The following is a 15,654-nucleotide window of genomic DNA, read 5'->3' as shown; positions in this document are numbered from 1 at the left end:
GCATTTATCGGCTGAAATCAATCAGAGATTGCATGCCAGCCTTTTGAAATGACTTCTCCCATACCTTTACCGACTTCGCTGCCAGCTAATCCGCCTACCACCGCGCCGACTCCGGCGCCAATTACACCGCCAGCTACAGTTCCCAAACCAGGAACCACGGATCCCGCGCTAGCACCGATTCCCGCACCATACTCGGCTCCCACAGCAGCCCCCGCCATACCGCCGGCGATGCTTCCAGCAGTTTTAGGAGCTACATCTACCACGGCGTCCCCTGCAGATTTTCCATTCTTAACTTCATTAATGCCTTCATTCACACCATTGGCAGCCTCAAGTCCGTTGCCCAGGATGCTGAGACGCTTGCCGAACTGGCTGAAAGTCTCGAGGCCTTCCGTCGCGCGCGCGGCTGCACGGTTTAGCTGCCCTTGAGTGGGGCCAAGGCCTGCCGATCGTTGAGGAACAGCGGCGTATTCACCTGCTGTGGCAGCCGATTTATCGATACCATCGCCTAAATTGCCGATATGTGTATTCATCGGTGGAGGAGGGATCGGTGCACCGGTCTGTGGTAGTGCTCCATTTGGCGACGTCGGCCTAGATGACAATTGTCCAGCGCCGCCGTCAGGTTGAGCGTTCTGAGCCTTGTCGTCATTAGTCGGCTGTTCGCCGCTTTGCTTGCGAAGCGAAGAGTAGGCTCCAGCGCCGCCGTCGGAGTCGACGCCGTCGCCGACGGCGGCGCGCATCGCGGCGGCCAGTTCGTGGTCGGTGGTGTGCGCCTTGACCTTCACCGTGTCGAGGTCGGTTTGCAGAATCTGGCGCTGCAGCCCAGCTTCCTGCGGGCCCATCAGCAAAGCGGCAGTTTCGCCAATGTTGACCTTCCAGTCCGCGGTGATGGTGAAGCCCAATGTCTCGGCGGTTTCGTCGACCTGGCTCATCATCGCCTTGCAGCTTTGCACGTCCGCCGAGGCCATGCTCACCGCGGCGGCCACTTGCGTCGACTCGTGGCCGTCTTTGTCGATGTCGGTGCGCAGCCTGCCGAGACTACTGTGAAACGCCGAGCCCGCCTCGCCCTGCCACTCGGCGAGCAGAAGACCGGTCTGACCCAAATCCTCCCCGAACCGGTACAGCGTCGTTGCGCGGCTGGCAGCGACTTGGAACACCTTAAGCACCGCGGCGGCATCCCAGCGGCGCACGTCGTCGGGAGTCAGGTCGCTCATCGCGGATCGAGCGACAGCGCCTGCGCGCTGTGTCCCTCGTTGGCACTGAAGGCCGTCCCCGCCGTGGCCATGTGGAACGACAGCCCACCCACAGCGCGCTTGTGCTCGGCGTGACGGGTCTCCCAGCGCGTCATCACTTCCGACAACGCCTTCGCCGACTCGCCGATCCACCCCGGCTCGGCATCAGCCAGCTGGTCCTCATGCACGATGAAGTTGATCGCGACCTCGCCCACCGAGGCTTCCAGATGGGTGCTGCCCGACGCCACCGCCGCCGGATCCACCCGAAGGAACTCCGCCGCCATCGGCTTACCTCCCACCACGAGTTTGGCGAAGAGTGTAGCGGTGTTGCTCACCGCCGGTGAACGCAAACTTTGCCGCACACCGTTCGCATGACATGGACGCCGTTTGGCCAAGGGACCGAGGCACTTTACTCTACGCAAGGGCCATCGCGCGGAGTGTATTTAACGATTTGTCATAAAAGGTGAGGTGTCGCGCTTCAGAACGCATTCATTTGGTGCCATTGGTGGCAGCCTAGACGCATTGAGGCATAGGGGAATTGGCTCCCACTGCCCGTTGCCACCGGATGCCGACCAGCAACGCCGACAACCAAAGCCGCAACTCCGTCGGCCGACCACACGGCGATCTTCTGCCCGCGGCACGCTACCGCTGGGCTCGGCGCAACGGCTGTAGGGCCCCGCGGCGCGGCAGGTATGGCCGCGGTCAGCTACCTTCGAGCTAGCCCAGCGCGGCCAGCGCTGCGTCGTAGTTGGGTTCGGTGGCGATCTCGGGCACCAGCTCTTCGTACGCGATGTTGCCGTCGGCGCCGATCACGACCACCGCGCGTGCCAGCAGTCCGGCCATCGGGCCGTCGGTGATGGTGACGCCGTAGTCCTCGCCGAAGCTGCTGCGGAATGCCGATGCCGCGGTGACGTTCTCGATGCCCTCGGCGCCGCAGAATCGCTGTTGGGCGAATGGGAGGTCCTTGGACACGCACAGGACGGATAGGCCCTTGCCGGCCGCGCGTTCGTTGAAAGTGCGCACGCTGGTCGCGCAGACCGGGGTGTCGATAGATGGAAAGATATTGAGCAGCAGGGATTTACCCCGGAACTGGTCGCTGCTGACCGCGCCGAGATCGGTGCCCGTCAAAGTGAAGCCGGGCGCCGGAGAGCCCACCGCAGGGAGTTCACCAACCGTATGGACCGGATTTCCACGCAACGTTATCTGTGCCATGGGCCATAGTCTGCCAAGCCCCGGCAGCGACCCTGAAGGAGGGGCCGTACCGTAGCGGTGTGCGCTGGATCGTCGACGGCATGAACGTGATCGGGACCCGCCCGAACGGTTGGTGGAATGACCGCCCGCAGGCGATGGTGGCGCTGGTGGACCTGCTCGACCGCTGGGCCTCGGTGTCGGGGGAGCGGGTGACGGTGGTGTTCGAGCGCCCGCCGTCGACACCGATCCGTTCGGCCTCGATCGACATTGCGTATGCGCCGGTGGCGGCGCCCAACTCGGCCGACGACGAGATCGTCCGGCTGGTGTCGCTCGATGCCAGACCGCATGAGATTTGCGTCGTCACCTCGGACCGGACGCTGACCGAGCGGGTCCGCGGCATGGGGGCATCGGTGCAGCGCTCGCAGCGTTTCCGCGACCTGGTCGACCGACGGAGCCCGCCGGGCGATGTCAAAGGCCGTCGGGACAGGTAGCGGCAGCGAGCCGGAGGATCTCGGCGCGATCGGCGGACAGGATGAACCCGGATCGGATGGCGGAGTCAAGCGCGGCGGTGAACCGCTCGAGATAGTCGGCCGCGCCACCCGGGTAGAGCCGCCGCAGGGTGGCGGCATCGAAGAGTTCACCCGAGCCGAACAGATCGGACATCGGGCTTTCGTTTGCACCGAAACCGGTTGTGCGCGCGACGGGTACGTCGACCCACGGTGTGCGTACGCCGCCTTGGGCCAGCCCGTGGCTATCCAGAACGGGCCTGACCGGCTCGGTGTCGGTCAACGCGATGCGCGGGGCCGCGGGCGCCGGTGTTCCGGTGCGGACCCATTCGCACAGTCTTGTCAGCGCGGCCTGCACCACATAGTGGTGTTGCGGGGCGAAGTTGATCGTGTAGGTCAACTGCTGTCCCATCAGTGTGCGGGTCGGCGCGTAGGCTGCCGCGATCTCCTCCAGCGGAGCGTGCCCGGTGTCGATCGGGGCGACGTTAATCGTGTAGTTGTCGGCGTGGGCGGCGCCGGGGATCTCCCAGATCCGCAGGCGTTCGCTGTCGGGCTGGCGGGCCCGGTAGTAGCCGGTCTCGGGGCCGCCGACAAGATCGGTTTCGGTGATGACGGTGATCAGCGGGACGCGCAGGTCGGGGCGGAAGGCGACCGCCGGCGGCAAACCGGACTGCCCGGCGGCGAAGATCGAGCTGCCGTCCAGCGGCGCCGCGGGCGCGAACCGGGAATGGATCAAAAACCCGTCGTAGGCTTTGGCGAGCGGGTCGATTGCGTTGACGTAAGTGGTGAGAAAGAAAGCCGACTGCGACTCTCCCACTGCGACAATATTTTCCGGGCTGACCGAACCCAACGTGCTGCTGTGAGCCGCATCCCGGATCAGCGCAGCGATCTGGGAAAAGATGTCGTAGGAGAATGCGTCACCAGGGTGGCTCAGCGGCGCGTACCTCTGCGGGTCCAGGGTTTTCAATGGCATGTTGAAGCCGCTTCGGCTCACACCGCCTTCGACGCCCACCCGCTGGGCCGACACCGCGACATAGGCGTAGCCGGCGCGAACGATTTCACGGTGGGCCATCAACCACACCGCGGGGGCGTCGATGCCGCCGCTGACGTTGAGCCATTCGACGAGGACCGTTCCGTTGAACATCGCCGGTTCAGCGGGTACAAGCACCACCATCCGCGTGGTGTAATCCGCTGTCCCCGAACGTGTTACGGTCCATCGACCGTCTGTTTGCAGCGTTTCGGCAGGGCGAAACGACGACGCGGTACCTGAAACGAAGAATTCCTCGGCGACATAGCCGAGCTCGGCAACGTCGAAACGGCCCAGGATCAGGTTGGGCTTTCCCGGTACCGGTGTGACGAGGGGACTCATGCGCAGCCGTGCCCTAGCGCCGCCGCTGGCGCACTTTGTACGTCGACGGCCACGATTTGCGCGACTCGTCTCCGGTCAGCGGTTCGCCCATGGCGCCGACCTTGACGTCGTAGGCCTCCTGGCCGGGACCGACCTCGCGGTTGGCGTGTTCGCGGGCCAGGTAGTACAGCTCGTCGATGGTGGCTTCGCTGTAGGCCACGAACGTGGTTTTCCGGACGACGTCGTCGGCCCCGGCGCTTACCCGGTCAAGCAGGAGCCGCGACCCGAGCACCGCCAGGCCCAGCAGCGCGAACGGGACGACCCAGTAACACAGGAACGGCAGCGGGGTCTTTCGTTCCAGGATGGAGGCGTCGGCGCGCAGGAGGGGCGGAAGCACCGATGACACCGTCATGGCGGCGAACACGGTGAGCCACGACCAGGTCAGCAGCGCGGTTACCCGCTCGAACACCTCGCTGTTGGCCAGTCCGGCGGGCAGATCGGCGCCTGCGAATTCCCGCATGAACGGCTTGCCGATCAGCACGCTGCCCAGCGCCACCAAAAACAGTCCTGCGTTGCTCAGCGGCAGGATCCACCGCTGGCCGAACTCCTGGCCCAGTGTCAACGTGAGCAATGTCAGCACCAAAAACGTTGCCAACGAACCGAATTGCAGTACGCCACGCCTGATCACCAGCGCCGCGACGGCAATCACCGAAGCGACGAGCACGGCAACGGCGAACGACACGTTGCCGACAAGCACCCAATAGACGACCCACGGCGCCAACCCGAACACAATGCCCACGATCGGTCAGTCTAGGAAGTGCGGTCCGCGGCGCCGGTGCGAACTGGGCTATCGATGGCGGTGTGCCGGGTCGTCGCGGCCGCACCAGCCACCGCACAGACCAACATGTGGGTGAGATTGAACCCATTAGCCATATCAGTCACTGGTTTAGGGATTAGTGCCGCTACAACCGTGAGGTAGCGGGTGCCATCAGTCAATGGGCACGATCTCGACGCGCATGACGTCGAGCGGCGCAACCGCGACTGAGAGGCCGTCGAGGATGTCGCTTCGCCGCGCCGCCAGACGGCGATGAGACAATTGCATGCATGAGCGACGTCGCGACGCGAACCGCTGAGGCCGTCGAGGCGCTGCGGCGACACGGCGCCGCGTTCGCCTACCTGCACGGCAGCCGAGCACAAAACACGGCGCGGTCAGCATCCGACGTCGACATCGCCGCATATTTCGGGGGACAGCGGCCGCCGCGGGCGTTCGAAATTCTGCTGCCCGCAGGCGTCGACCTGCTGGTTCTCGACGACGCTCCACTGGAACTCGCGGGCAGAGTTGCGTTGCACGGCACGCTGCTATTCGAAGTAGACCCGTCCACCCGGGTGGCTTGGGAAGCGACGACGCGCAAGATCTACCTCGACGAACTGCCACGAATCACTCGTGCCCACCTGGAGTTTGCCGAAGCGGTGCGCCGTGGTCGATGAGGTCCGAGTCCTCCGGTTGCTGCGCGGTATTACCGACGACTTGGCTGTCCTGCGTCGCGAATCCGCGGCGGGACAGGCCCGCAGGGCCGACCCGATATGGCTGCGCGGCGTCAAGTACACGTTCGTCACGGCTATCGAAGCGTGCATTGACGCTGCACAACACATCTGCTCGGCGGAAGGCTGAGGCCCACCGGCCGATAACGGTGACGCCATGCGGTTGCTCGGGACCCATGGCGTACTCACGGTTGATATGGCGGACGCATTGCGCAAGGCCGTCGGATTCCAGAACGTCCTTGTGCACGAATACATCGAGGTCTCGGACGATCTTGTCACGGCCCGCCTCGATGACCTCAGCGACCTGGAAGCGTTCGTCGAACGAGTGGCCGCATTCATCACCGAGCCAGCTGAGCGCCAGTAGCGACGCGTGGCCGTCTGGTGCACGCTGTCAGGCACCTGGCCGGCGATCCGACGTACCCGGGCGAGGGCTCCAGGCGCGGCCCGGCTGGATGGGAGTGGGCATTGTTCGGCCGCCGTGTTCGTCGCCGGCGCCCCGGTCCTGACCCGATTCGGTGCAGCGCCTGAGTCCGAAGCGGCGACGATAGCGTCGCGGCCGGGGTCTGTCTGACGTCTCGGTGGCGGCGGGTCGTGCCTCTGCCGTTCGCGAAACGCCACGCGACGTGGCGGCTATGCAGTAAGAGACAGCTATGCCGTTACGAAGGCCGCTCACCGCTTTCGTGGCGGCGGTTGTTGTCTGGGCGGTGGCTCCGGTGGCGGCACGCGCCGAGGAGCCGGCGTTCGTGACGAACCCGGCGGGTTATGTCGACACGCTCATCGGCACCGGGTCGAGCGAGACGGGTGGGGAGATCAACAACTTTCCCGGCGCCACGGTGCCGTTCGGGATGGTGCAGTACTCGCCGGATACCACCGACACCTACGCCGGCTATGACCACGACAACGACCAATCCACCGGGTTTTCCATGACCCATGCCTCGGTGGGCTGTAACGCGTTCGGCGACATTCCGATGCTGCCGACCACCACGCCGATCGGCTCTCAGCCGTGGTGGGCGTGGGAACGGATCGCCCACGACGACACCGAGGTCGGTGTGCCCGGCTACTACACGGTGCGGTTCCCCGACACCGGAGTTCGAGCGGAACTGACCGCGACCACCCGCACCGGGGTGGGACGGTTTACCTATCCTCGCGACGGCCGGCCGGCGCTGTTTCATGTGCGCACCGGCGGGTCGCTGGCGGGAAACGCCACGGCGAGCATCCGCATCGGCGAGGACAACACCACGATCACCGGGTCGGCGACCACCGGGGACTTCTGCGGCAAGAACAACAGCTACACGGTGTATTTCGCGATGACGTTCAGCCGGCCGTTCACCTCCTATGGCACGTTCGAGGGCAACTCGGTGTTCGCCGGGGCGCGCAGCGCGGATTCGCGGTGGAGCGGGGGATGGGTAGAGTTTCCGCCCGGTTCGGTGCTCGAGGTGCGAACCGCGCTGTCGTACGTGAGTGTCGACGGAGCGCGAGCGAATCTGGCTGCCGAGAGCGGGAGTTTCGACGAGGTGCGCGCTGCCGCGTGGAGCCAGTGGAATGCCGCGCTGTCGCGCGTCAAGGTGGCGGGCCCCGATAAGAGCGAGGTGAAAACCTTCTACACCGCGCTCTACCATTCGCTGTTGCATCCCAACATGTTTGACGACGCGGATGGCCGCTATCTCGGGTTCGACGGCGCGGTGCACACCGTGGCCCGCGGGCACACGCAGTACGCCAACTTCTCGGACTGGGACACCTACCGCTGCCTGGCGGCGTTGCAGGCGCTGCTGTTTCCGGAGCGGGCCAGCGACATGGCGCAGTCGCTGGTGAACGACGCCGACCAAAGCGGGTCGCTGCCGCGGTGGGCGCTGGCCAATTCGGCGACCGGGGAGATGACCGGAGACAGCGTGGTGCCGTTGATCGTGAACCTGTACATGTTCGGGGCCAAGAACTTCGACGCCAAACGGGCGCTGTACTACATGCTGAAGGCGGCAACCGACGGCGGCGCCGGGCGAGGCGACTACGTGGAGCGGCCGGGCATCGCCACGTACCTGGAGCACCGCTACGCGCCGCAGACGGAGGAGTTCCGCGGCGATCACGGCACCGACGGCGCGTCGATCACGCTGGAGTGGTCGGTCGACGACTTCGCCATCTCGCGATTTGCGGATGTGCTGGGCGACAAGGTGATTGGCGCGGAATTCCAGAACAGGGCGCAGTACTGGCACAACTTGTTCAACCCGCTGACCGGTGACATCACGCCGCGCAGCGCCGACGGCGTTTTCCTGCCGTGGCCGGGATCCAGCGGGCCGACTTCGGATCTGGGGCAAGACGGATTCGAGGAAGGCAACGCCGCGCAGTACACGTGGATGGTGCCGCAGAATATCGCGGGTCTGGTGAGCGCGATAGGCGGCCGAGAGGCAGTGGCCGAGCGGCTAGACCGCTTCACGACGGAGCTCAACGCGGGGCCGGACGAGCCTTATCTGTGGATCGGTAACGAGCCGAGCTTCGCGGTGCCGTGGCTGTACAACTATGTCGGTCAGCCGTGGAAGGCGCAGGAGACGGTGGACCGGGTGCGCAGGGAACTGTTCGGGCCGACACCCGACGGTGAACCGGGCAATGACGATCTGGGCGCCCTATCGAGCTGGTATGTGTGGGCGGCGCTGGGCGTGTACCCGATCACGCCGGGAACCGGGGTACTCACCGTGAATACACCGCTGTTCGATCACGCCGAGATTGCGCTTCCGGCAGGAAAATTCATCAAAATCTCGGCACCAGGCGCATCGAATGGGTTGAAGTACATCAGTGGCCTCAGCGTCGACGGCAAGCCCACCGATCAGGCCTATCTGCCAGAGTCGATCATCCGCACCGGCGGCGCGGTTGCGGTTTCGCTGTCCGCGGTTCCCGATCCGTCCTGGGGTACGGCCGTGTCGTCCGCGCCGCCGTCTTTCGGCGCGGCGAGCCTATCGCGGTAACCAGAGTGCACATCAGTGGAACGGCATCTGCGCGCATTCCCGATCCTTCGCCTGGAGGGTCTCGATGATTTTTCCTCGCCGCGACGTTGTATCGCAGGGCGCGGCGCGCAGGTGTGACCATCCGCACGACTCACGATTGTTTGATCGCCGCTCCCTGCGTGCGCACCGGTGTGCCGCTGCTGCATGCCGGCGAAGACTTCGACCGGCTTGGTGACTGCACACCACTTCGGATCTGGACGGGCTGACGGCCTCAGCCGCGGCTGCGCACTTAATCGGAGTGCCCGAGCTCAACAACCCCGAGGCCCGGGAGCGGCACCGATCGATGATGCAGCTCTGCCGCGATGCTGGCCCGTTACCAGCGCCACCCTGCGCCACGGAGTTTGTTCGTGTCGGTGCAGCGGTCGGGAGCGAAGCGGACCATGATGCTACGAACGTAGTACATTTGTAGCATGTCCGATGTGGCTTCCCGTGACTTGCGCAACGATACGGCGGGAGTGCTTCGCCGCGTCCAGGCCGGAGAAGACATCACCATCACGGTCAAAGGCCGCCCCGTCGCAATGCTCACCGCGGCCGGGCCTCCGCGTCGGCGCTGGTTGGCCAAAACCGAGTTTCTGGCACGGTTGCGCCGTGCGCAAGCCGATCCAGGTTTGCGCGACGACCTTGGGTTGCTCGCCGGCGACACCACCGACGATCTCGGTCCTGCCCGATGAGCGAGACGCCGCCGGCGGGGCTGCTTGACACATCGGTGTTCATCGCCTCCGAAACGGGCCGTCAACTCGAGGAGTCGCTGATCCCTGCCGAGGTCGCGACTACTGTGATCACTCTTGCCGAACTGACCGTCGGCGTGCTGGCCGCAAGCACTTCCGATAGCCGGGCGCAGCGACTCGCGACCCTCGAATCCGTTGCGGATATGGAAACGCTGCCGGTCGATGAGGAAGCGGCGCGCATGTGGGCGCGGCTACGCATCCACCTGGCCGAGACTGGCCGTCGAGTCCGTATCAACGACCTGTGGATCGCAGCCATCGCTGCTTCGCGAGCGCTGCCCGTCGTCACCCAGGACGACGACTTTGCCGCCCTGGACGGCGCGGCCGGTCTCACGATCATCAAAGTCTGAGTGCATCAATCGCTGTCACCGCCATCGTGGCCGCGTGGATGCTGTCGGCGCGGTTGTCACCGGCGGCGTGGACGTGGCATGTGACAGTGTCCACCGAATACGCCTGTGCAGTGGGGTGCAAGTGTTGGGTTATTCGGCGCAGCTCGGGCTGCCAAAACACCGCGAGGTCAACCGGTTCGCGGGGGGTGGCGATCCGGTGCGCCACACCAACAGCTCTCACCTATCAAGGGGAGAGGGGCGATCAGCGAAGGCGTTGTATTCCCGGCGGTCGACCACCAGCAGGGCGATGTGATCGATCACAATGTTCACCCGGGACGGTCAAGCGGGTCGTGGAGCGCGCTGGAGCCGGCGGGGAGCCGCCGCAGCCGGCGACCTGGCCGATAACACCGTCGGCAAGACCGTCGGCACTCTGCTACGCGCCGGCCTGACGATCAATCGGCTGCCACGGGGCTTGATAACGCGGTGCTGGCGGCGGTGGGAGCGAAAGCCTCGGGCGCGAAATCGAGTGGGCGCTTGTCGCCGGTAGGCCTCGGGGCCGCCAGCAGCGAGCCCGGATTAGCGGAAAGGACGTCGGTGCCGGTGACTCCAGCGCGGGTGCTGAACTCCACGGGGCAGCGCACCCGACGGGCCGGCGTCTGTGGGAGTCGGCGAGGGTTTCGGTGTTGTTCAACGGTCGATATGACTGCGATGCAGACGGCGAGGCCTGAACCTAAACCAGCGTCGGTCCCGCGCGCTAAGATTCAGTCAGCTTCACGAGATGCCGTCGCCAAGCTCCGACTGGACGGCACGCCAACCCCACGCTCGTGGGTGGCTCGGATGACGAAGCGGCCGACACCAACCGGTGTTCGGCAAGAGCGCCTCCCGCGGCGGAGGCCCGAGTTTTCGGGAGTATTGCAATGCCTTGCGGCAAGGATGGCCCCGGCCGTGTCATACACCGGATCCGGGCGAAAACGTCGGACGAATACGGACAGCCGATCATCACCGTGAAGGCCGTGGCTGTCCATGACGGTCGTATCGAAATCGACGGCGACAAACTGAGGCTGGCGCTGTGGCGTCACGACCCGGGGGTGCCTGCGGTCGGCGCCCGGTGCTCGCGCGGATTGGAAGCCGAAATACCCAGTGCGCGAAATAATCTCAAGCGGCTCATGCAACCCTACCCGGCTGGAGCGGGTGGAGTCGTGCCCAAACCCGGTTTCCGGGCGGTGCTACGCCGCCTGCACTCCCCACACCCGAAGCTTCGCCGTGAGGCCACCGACGCGGCCGGTCGGCGTGGACAATCTGGAGTCCGCACGGGAACCGCGAGACGGAAAGAAGGTGTCTCATGACTGAGTTCACCCCGGACGACCAGTGGCGATCGTTTCAGACCTTCGTCGCGACATACCTCGCGGGGATGTTGCATCCCCGGGATGTCTTCACCATCTCGCGCAAGTCTGCGGTGGCACCTCCGCTCGTGGAGTTCCGGTGCGATGCCGCCGGCCGCCTGTGGTTCAGCATGGGTGCGCTGTCATGGAGCGACGAGGATGGCGCGGCCGTCCAAATTTCACGGGAGAACCTGAACCAGGTCGCCGCGCAAACGGTCCGTGTCCTCCGCGATCAGGCGAACCTGGACGACCCGAGCGAGCTGCGGCTCAGCGGCAGCGGCCCCGCGAGTTCGGTGGCGGTGCTCGCTCGGGCCGGGTTCATGAGCGGTACTGACGGCAACCCCGCCAGAGTAGCCGTATTGCACGCGAGAATGTCGGCCAACATCGATACCGAGGGTGACGTGATCGAGGCGGCGGCCCGAGCGGTCGGTAGACACGCCTTGGCCGCGAGCAACAACGGTTCGATCGCCTCCATCGCCTTCGCAGCCGAGTTGGCCCGTCTCCGAAGTTGGGTTGATCCCTTCAGTCCGACACCGAAGTCGGGCTACTTGGTGGGCGGCGGGTCGCCGACTGAAACCGAGGAGTGAGCTGCGCAAGGTCGACCCCAGTTAGATTTCGCCGCTGCGCATCGCCCAGCAGTATGTGGGTGGAATGAGGTGGTTCGGAAATGGACTTCATCCAACCGGCAGCAGCGGTGCGGGCACCGAGTGGTCAGTCGTGAGCCACTCACCGCGCAGGTCGGCTGACACGTCCGGTGATTGCCGGCTCTACTGGGCATCGCCGTTCCGGCCCCGCCAAGTGACGCCGTGTATTGACTTCAATGCGTTGGAGATGGCTCGCTAATCACGCGGGAACACGTTGCCGGGCTTGACATGTCACTCCGATGCCGGATCACAGTTCACGTCCATCCGCTAAGGCGAGCGGCTCGCCGAGATCGGGGCGGTGTCCTCCATCGGCACCATCGGGGACAGTTTCGACAACGCTCTGGCCGAGAGCGTCAAAGGCTACTGCAAGGCCGAGCTGATCTACGGACCGGCGGGTACCGGGCCCTGGAAGACCGTCGAAGACGTCGAGCCCACACACGACCCACGTCGCCAAAACCACACGATCGATACCGGGGCCGCGCCGAAAGCTTGGTCCGATTCTTTTTCGCTCTCTCCCGTCGGGCCGGTGGACTAGTGTGCCTGCCGTGCGAGAGGGCCTTTACGAGTCACTGCTGACTGAGCGGCTGCATCAGGCGCTGGCCGCGCGTCCTGACCTGCACCCCGAGATCGGCCCGGTTGATGAGGGCGAGCAGCCGTTGACGATGGCCAGGCACCTGATGCCGGTGATCGTACGCGCGCTGCGCGCCGCGGCGACACCCCAGGAGCGCGCGTCGCTGATGGGCCGAATCCTGGCGGCGCTACCCGATCCCGATGCGCTGGCCGAGGGGCTGTATCAACGCGAGCCCGGCACCATTGAGCGCCTCGAGCAGATCCAGGCCGCCCACCGGCTGGGTGCGGCCCGGTTACCCCGGCCCGCAACACCGTTATCGGATGCGGCGCTATTGACCACGGCGCACAACGAGCCCACGCTGGCTGCCGAGCTGCGCGCCGAACTGGCCAGCGCCGATCAGGTGGATTTGTTGTGCGCGTTCATCAAATGGCAGGGCCTGCGGCTGCTGGAAGACGAACTGCGCGAGCTGCGGGTGCGTGCGGTGCCGCTGCGGGTCATCACCACGACCTATCTGGGGGCCACCGACGCCCGCGCACTCGACGCGTTGGTGCAGGAGTTCGGCGCGCAGGTGCGGATTAACTACGAAATCGAGCGCACCCGCTTGCACGCCAAGGCGTGGTTGTTGCGGCGCAACACCGGTTTTCACACCGCGTATGTGGGGTCGAGCAATCTATCGCATGCAGCGTTGGTGGACGGGCTGGAGTGGAACGTGCGGCTCTCGGCGGTTTCGACTCCACATTTGCTGGAGAAGTTCCGGGCGACGTTCGAGTTCTATTGGGAAAACCGCGAATTCGAGCCCTACCAACCGTCTGCTGACGGGGAGCGGCTGCGTGCGGCGCTCGACATTGCCGCGGGCGGGCGACAGCGTGACCGGCTCACGGTCACACTATCGGGGCTGGAGGTGCAGCCCAAGGCATTCCAGGCCGAGATGCTCGAAGAGCTCGACGCGGAACGCGTGCTGCACAATCGGCACCGCAACCTGATCGTGGCAGCCACCGGAACGGGCAAGACCGTCGTCGCGGCGCTGGACTATCGCCGGCTGGTCCGCGAGGTGCACGGCCGCGACTTGACGTTGCTGTTCGTGGCTCACCGCAAGGAGATCCTCACCCAGGCGCGACGGCTGTATCAGGAGGTGTTGACCGATCCGGCTTTCGGCGAACTGCTGGTCGGCGGGGACCGGCCGACCAGATGGCGCCACGTGTTCGCCAGCATCCAATCGCTATCGGCCCAACGGCTCGCCGCCATCGACCCCAGCCACTTCGACGTGGTGGTGATCGACGAGTTTCACCACGCCGAGGCCGCCAGCTATCAGCGGCTGCTCAACCATGTGCAACCCATCGAACTGCTGGGCCTGACCGCAACACCGGAGCGCGGTGACGGCGTCGACGTGCGGGAGTTCTTCGGCGGTCGGGTTGCCGCGGAGCTGCGGCTGTGGGAGGCGCTGGAACAAAACCTGTTGTGCCCGTTTCATTACTTCGGTATTCACGACGGGGTCGATTTGGGCGGATTGCAGTGGAAACGTGGTGGATACGACGTGGCTGTGCTGAGCAGTCTGTATACCGGCAATGACGCGCGTACCCGCATCGTGCTCAAGGAGCTGCGCGACAAGGTGGCCGATGTGGCGGCGATGCGTGCCCTGGGTTTTTGTGTGAGCATCGACCATGCCCGCTACATGGCGGATCGGTTTGTCGCCGCGGGTGTTCCGGCGCGTGCGATCTCCGCCGAAACCCCAGCCAGCGAACGCCAGTCGGCGCTGAGTGCGTTGCGCAACAGGGAAATCAACATCGTGTTCGCCGTCGACCTGTTCAATGAAGGCCTGGACATCCCCGAGGTGGACACGGTGCTGTTTTTGCGCCCGACCGAAAGCGCCACCGTGTTCCTCCAACAACTCGGTCGCGGCCTGCGGTTGACACCGAGCAAGACCGTGCTGACCGCCTTGGATTTCGTTGGGAATCAACGCCGCGAGTTCCGGTTCGATCAGCGTTTCCGGGCGTTGACGGGGCTTAGCCGCACGGCTTTGGTCCACCAGCTGCAGCAGGGTTTTCCCTTCCTGCCCTCGGGTAGCCAGATTGTGCTCGACCCGATAGCGCGGGATCTGGTGCTAGAAAACGTCCGCCAGCAAGTCCAGCCGCGCTGGGCGGCGTTGGTCTCGGAGATTCGAGACCATCCCAATAATGACCTCGCCTCCTATCTCGACGCATATGGTCGCGGCTTGGAGGATGTGCTGCGCTCGGGTCGCTCATGGACTACGTTGTGCCGCGACGCCGGCAAGCTGCCCGCCCAGCCTGGGCCGCGTGAACGTGAGCTGGTCAAACGGGTCCGCGCGCTCGCCCACGTCGATGATCGGCAGCGTCACACCGGCTACCACGTCATCTTCAACGGTGACGTGTCGGCGCACAACCCTGCCGGGCAGCGGCTGGCCGAGATGCTGTTTTATTCGCTGTTTCCCGACGGCAGCGAATTCACTAGCGCCGCAGACGCGCTGGCGGCGATCCTTGGTGAGCCGGTGCTCGACGAGATGCGCCAGGTGATCGACATCGCCTTCGACGCGGCGCGGCGCAGCACCCAGCCGCTGGGTGAGTTGATCCCGGCGCTGAGCGATGTGCCACTGGCGGTGCACGCCAGCTACTCGCGCGAAGAAATCCTCGCCGCCCTGGGTGTGGCATCGCGGCGGCGACCGAGCACCTTTCGGGAAGGTGTGCTGTGGTGCGACGCGATCAACACCGACGCGTTTTTGATCACGCTGAAAAAGACCGAAACCGACTACTCGCCGACGACAATGTACCGCGACTTCGCGCTCAGCCCAGAGCTTTTCCACTGGGAATCGCAATCGACCACCTCGGCGGCTTCGCCGACCGGGCAGCGCTACATCCACCACCGCGAACGCGGCTCACATATCCTGCTGTTCGTCCGCGAAACCAAAACCAACGCCCTCGGCACCGCCCCGTATGTGTTCCTTGGGCCGGCCCACTACGTCTCCCACGAGGGCGACCGGCCGATGGCGATCACCTGGCGGCTGCAGCGACCGATGCCGACCGAGGTGTTTATGGGTGCGCGGGCGGCGGCGGCGTGAGGTTTTAGGTTGCCTCTTAAGCCCAGTCAACGAGCGAAGCGACGCGACAGTCAAAAGCGGCTCTCACTGTCATACCCCTGGCGTACGGTGAAGAACACGCGAAGTCTGATCACCTTGGATG

At 65.1% G+C, this 15,654-nt stretch carries 12 protein-coding genes, 3 pseudogenes and 1 riboswitch; of the genes and pseudogenes, 10 read left to right on the top strand and 5 right to left on the bottom strand.

Annotation, left to right across the window (positions count from 1 at the left end):
* Positions 1 to 17: 17 nt before the first annotated feature.
* The 3 genes from MHEC_RS20530 to tpx form a co-directional block, all read right to left on the bottom strand.
* Complete coding sequence (locus MHEC_RS20530; protein ID WP_048892816.1) at positions 18 to 1,211, bottom strand: hypothetical protein; 1,194 nt, start codon at positions 1,209 to 1,211, stop codon at positions 18 to 20.
* Positions 1,208 to 1,513 (bottom strand): WXG100 family type VII secretion target, encoded by a 306-nt coding sequence (locus MHEC_RS20525; protein WP_071700362.1) that lies wholly within the window; start codon positions 1,511 to 1,513, stop codon positions 1,208 to 1,210. Before MHEC_RS20525 ends, MHEC_RS20530 begins: the two co-directional genes overlap by 4 nt.
* Positions 1,514 to 1,946: 433 nt before the next feature.
* Positions 1,947 to 2,441 carry a thiol peroxidase gene (tpx, locus tag MHEC_RS20520; protein WP_048892814.1) on the bottom strand — a complete coding sequence of 165 codons (495 nt, stop codon included), beginning with the start codon at positions 2,439 to 2,441 and terminating at the stop codon, positions 1,947 to 1,949.
* 59 nt (positions 2,442 to 2,500) lie between these two features.
* Here tpx and MHEC_RS20515 point away from each other — a divergent pair, with 59 nt between their 5' ends.
* Positions 2,501 to 2,911 (top strand): NYN domain-containing protein, encoded by a 411-nt coding sequence (locus MHEC_RS20515; RefSeq protein WP_048892813.1) that lies wholly within the window; start codon positions 2,501 to 2,503, stop codon positions 2,909 to 2,911.
* Here MHEC_RS20515 and MHEC_RS20510 read toward each other — a convergent pair.
* Together MHEC_RS20510 and MHEC_RS20505 are read right to left on the bottom strand one after the other, a co-directional pair.
* Positions 2,889 to 4,295 carry an alpha/beta hydrolase domain-containing protein gene (locus MHEC_RS20510; RefSeq protein ID WP_048892812.1) on the bottom strand — a complete coding sequence of 469 codons (1,407 nt, stop codon included), beginning with the start codon at positions 4,293 to 4,295 and terminating at the stop codon, positions 2,889 to 2,891. The genes MHEC_RS20515 and MHEC_RS20510 overlap by 23 nt on opposite strands.
* Positions 4,296 to 4,308: 13 nt before the next feature.
* Complete coding sequence (locus tag MHEC_RS20505) at positions 4,309 to 5,073, bottom strand: hypothetical protein (protein ID WP_048892811.1); 765 nt, start codon at positions 5,071 to 5,073, stop codon at positions 4,309 to 4,311.
* A gap of 305 nt (positions 5,074 to 5,378) precedes the next feature.
* Here MHEC_RS20505 and MHEC_RS20500 point away from each other — a divergent pair, with 305 nt between their 5' ends.
* The 9 genes and pseudogenes from MHEC_RS20500 to MHEC_RS20460 all read left to right on the top strand — a co-directional run bounded on the left by MHEC_RS20500 (position 5,379) and on the right by MHEC_RS20460 (position 15,533).
* On the top strand, positions 5,379 to 5,762 hold the full coding sequence (locus MHEC_RS20500; protein WP_048892810.1) for a nucleotidyltransferase domain-containing protein: 384 nt from the start codon (positions 5,379 to 5,381) through the stop codon (positions 5,760 to 5,762).
* A complete protein-coding gene (locus MHEC_RS20495; RefSeq protein ID WP_200902201.1) occupies positions 5,752 to 5,946 on the top strand; it encodes a hypothetical protein in 195 nt (64 codons plus the stop codon). Before MHEC_RS20500 ends, MHEC_RS20495 begins: the two co-directional genes overlap by 11 nt.
* Before the next feature lie 15 nt (positions 5,947 to 5,961).
* Positions 5,962 to 6,180: pseudogene (locus MHEC_RS20490) on the top strand (DUF86 domain-containing protein); the annotation flags it as partial.
* Positions 6,181 to 6,466: 286 nt separating this feature from the next.
* Positions 6,467 to 8,758 (top strand): annotated as a pseudogene (locus MHEC_RS20485) (GH92 family glycosyl hydrolase); the annotation flags it as partial.
* A 461-nt stretch (positions 8,759 to 9,219) separates the two neighbouring features.
* Positions 9,220 to 9,480, top strand: coding sequence for a type II toxin-antitoxin system Phd/YefM family antitoxin (locus MHEC_RS20480; protein ID WP_048892808.1), 261 nt, complete (start codon positions 9,220 to 9,222; stop codon positions 9,478 to 9,480).
* A complete protein-coding gene (locus MHEC_RS20475) occupies positions 9,477 to 9,884 on the top strand; it encodes a type II toxin-antitoxin system VapC family toxin (RefSeq protein ID WP_048892807.1) in 408 nt (135 codons plus the stop codon). The genes MHEC_RS20480 and MHEC_RS20475 overlap by 4 nt, the downstream gene beginning before the upstream one ends.
* A 748-nt stretch (positions 9,885 to 10,632) precedes the next feature.
* A riboswitch (SAM riboswitch) is annotated at positions 10,633 to 10,745 on the top strand.
* A 460-nt stretch (positions 10,746 to 11,205) separates the two neighbouring features.
* Positions 11,206 to 11,832: a hypothetical protein gene (locus MHEC_RS20470; protein WP_048892804.1), complete on the top strand. Its 627-nt coding sequence runs from the start codon at positions 11,206 to 11,208 to the stop codon at positions 11,830 to 11,832.
* Positions 11,833 to 12,109: 277 nt separating this feature from the next.
* Positions 12,110 to 12,319 (top strand): annotated as a pseudogene (locus MHEC_RS20465) (IS3 family transposase); the annotation flags it as partial.
* Between the two features lie 115 nt (positions 12,320 to 12,434).
* Positions 12,435 to 15,533, top strand: coding sequence for a DUF3427 domain-containing protein (locus tag MHEC_RS20460; RefSeq protein ID WP_048892823.1), 3,099 nt, complete (start codon positions 12,435 to 12,437; stop codon positions 15,531 to 15,533).
* Positions 15,534 to 15,654: the final 121 nt, after the last annotated feature.

The sequence above is a fragment of the Mycobacterium heckeshornense genome (genome assembly GCF_016592155.1).
GTDB lineage: Bacteria > Actinomycetota > Actinomycetes > Mycobacteriales > Mycobacteriaceae > Mycobacterium > Mycobacterium heckeshornense.
The sequence above is the reverse complement of the archived record's forward strand: the minus strand, read 5'-3'. Positions and strand labels throughout refer to the sequence as shown.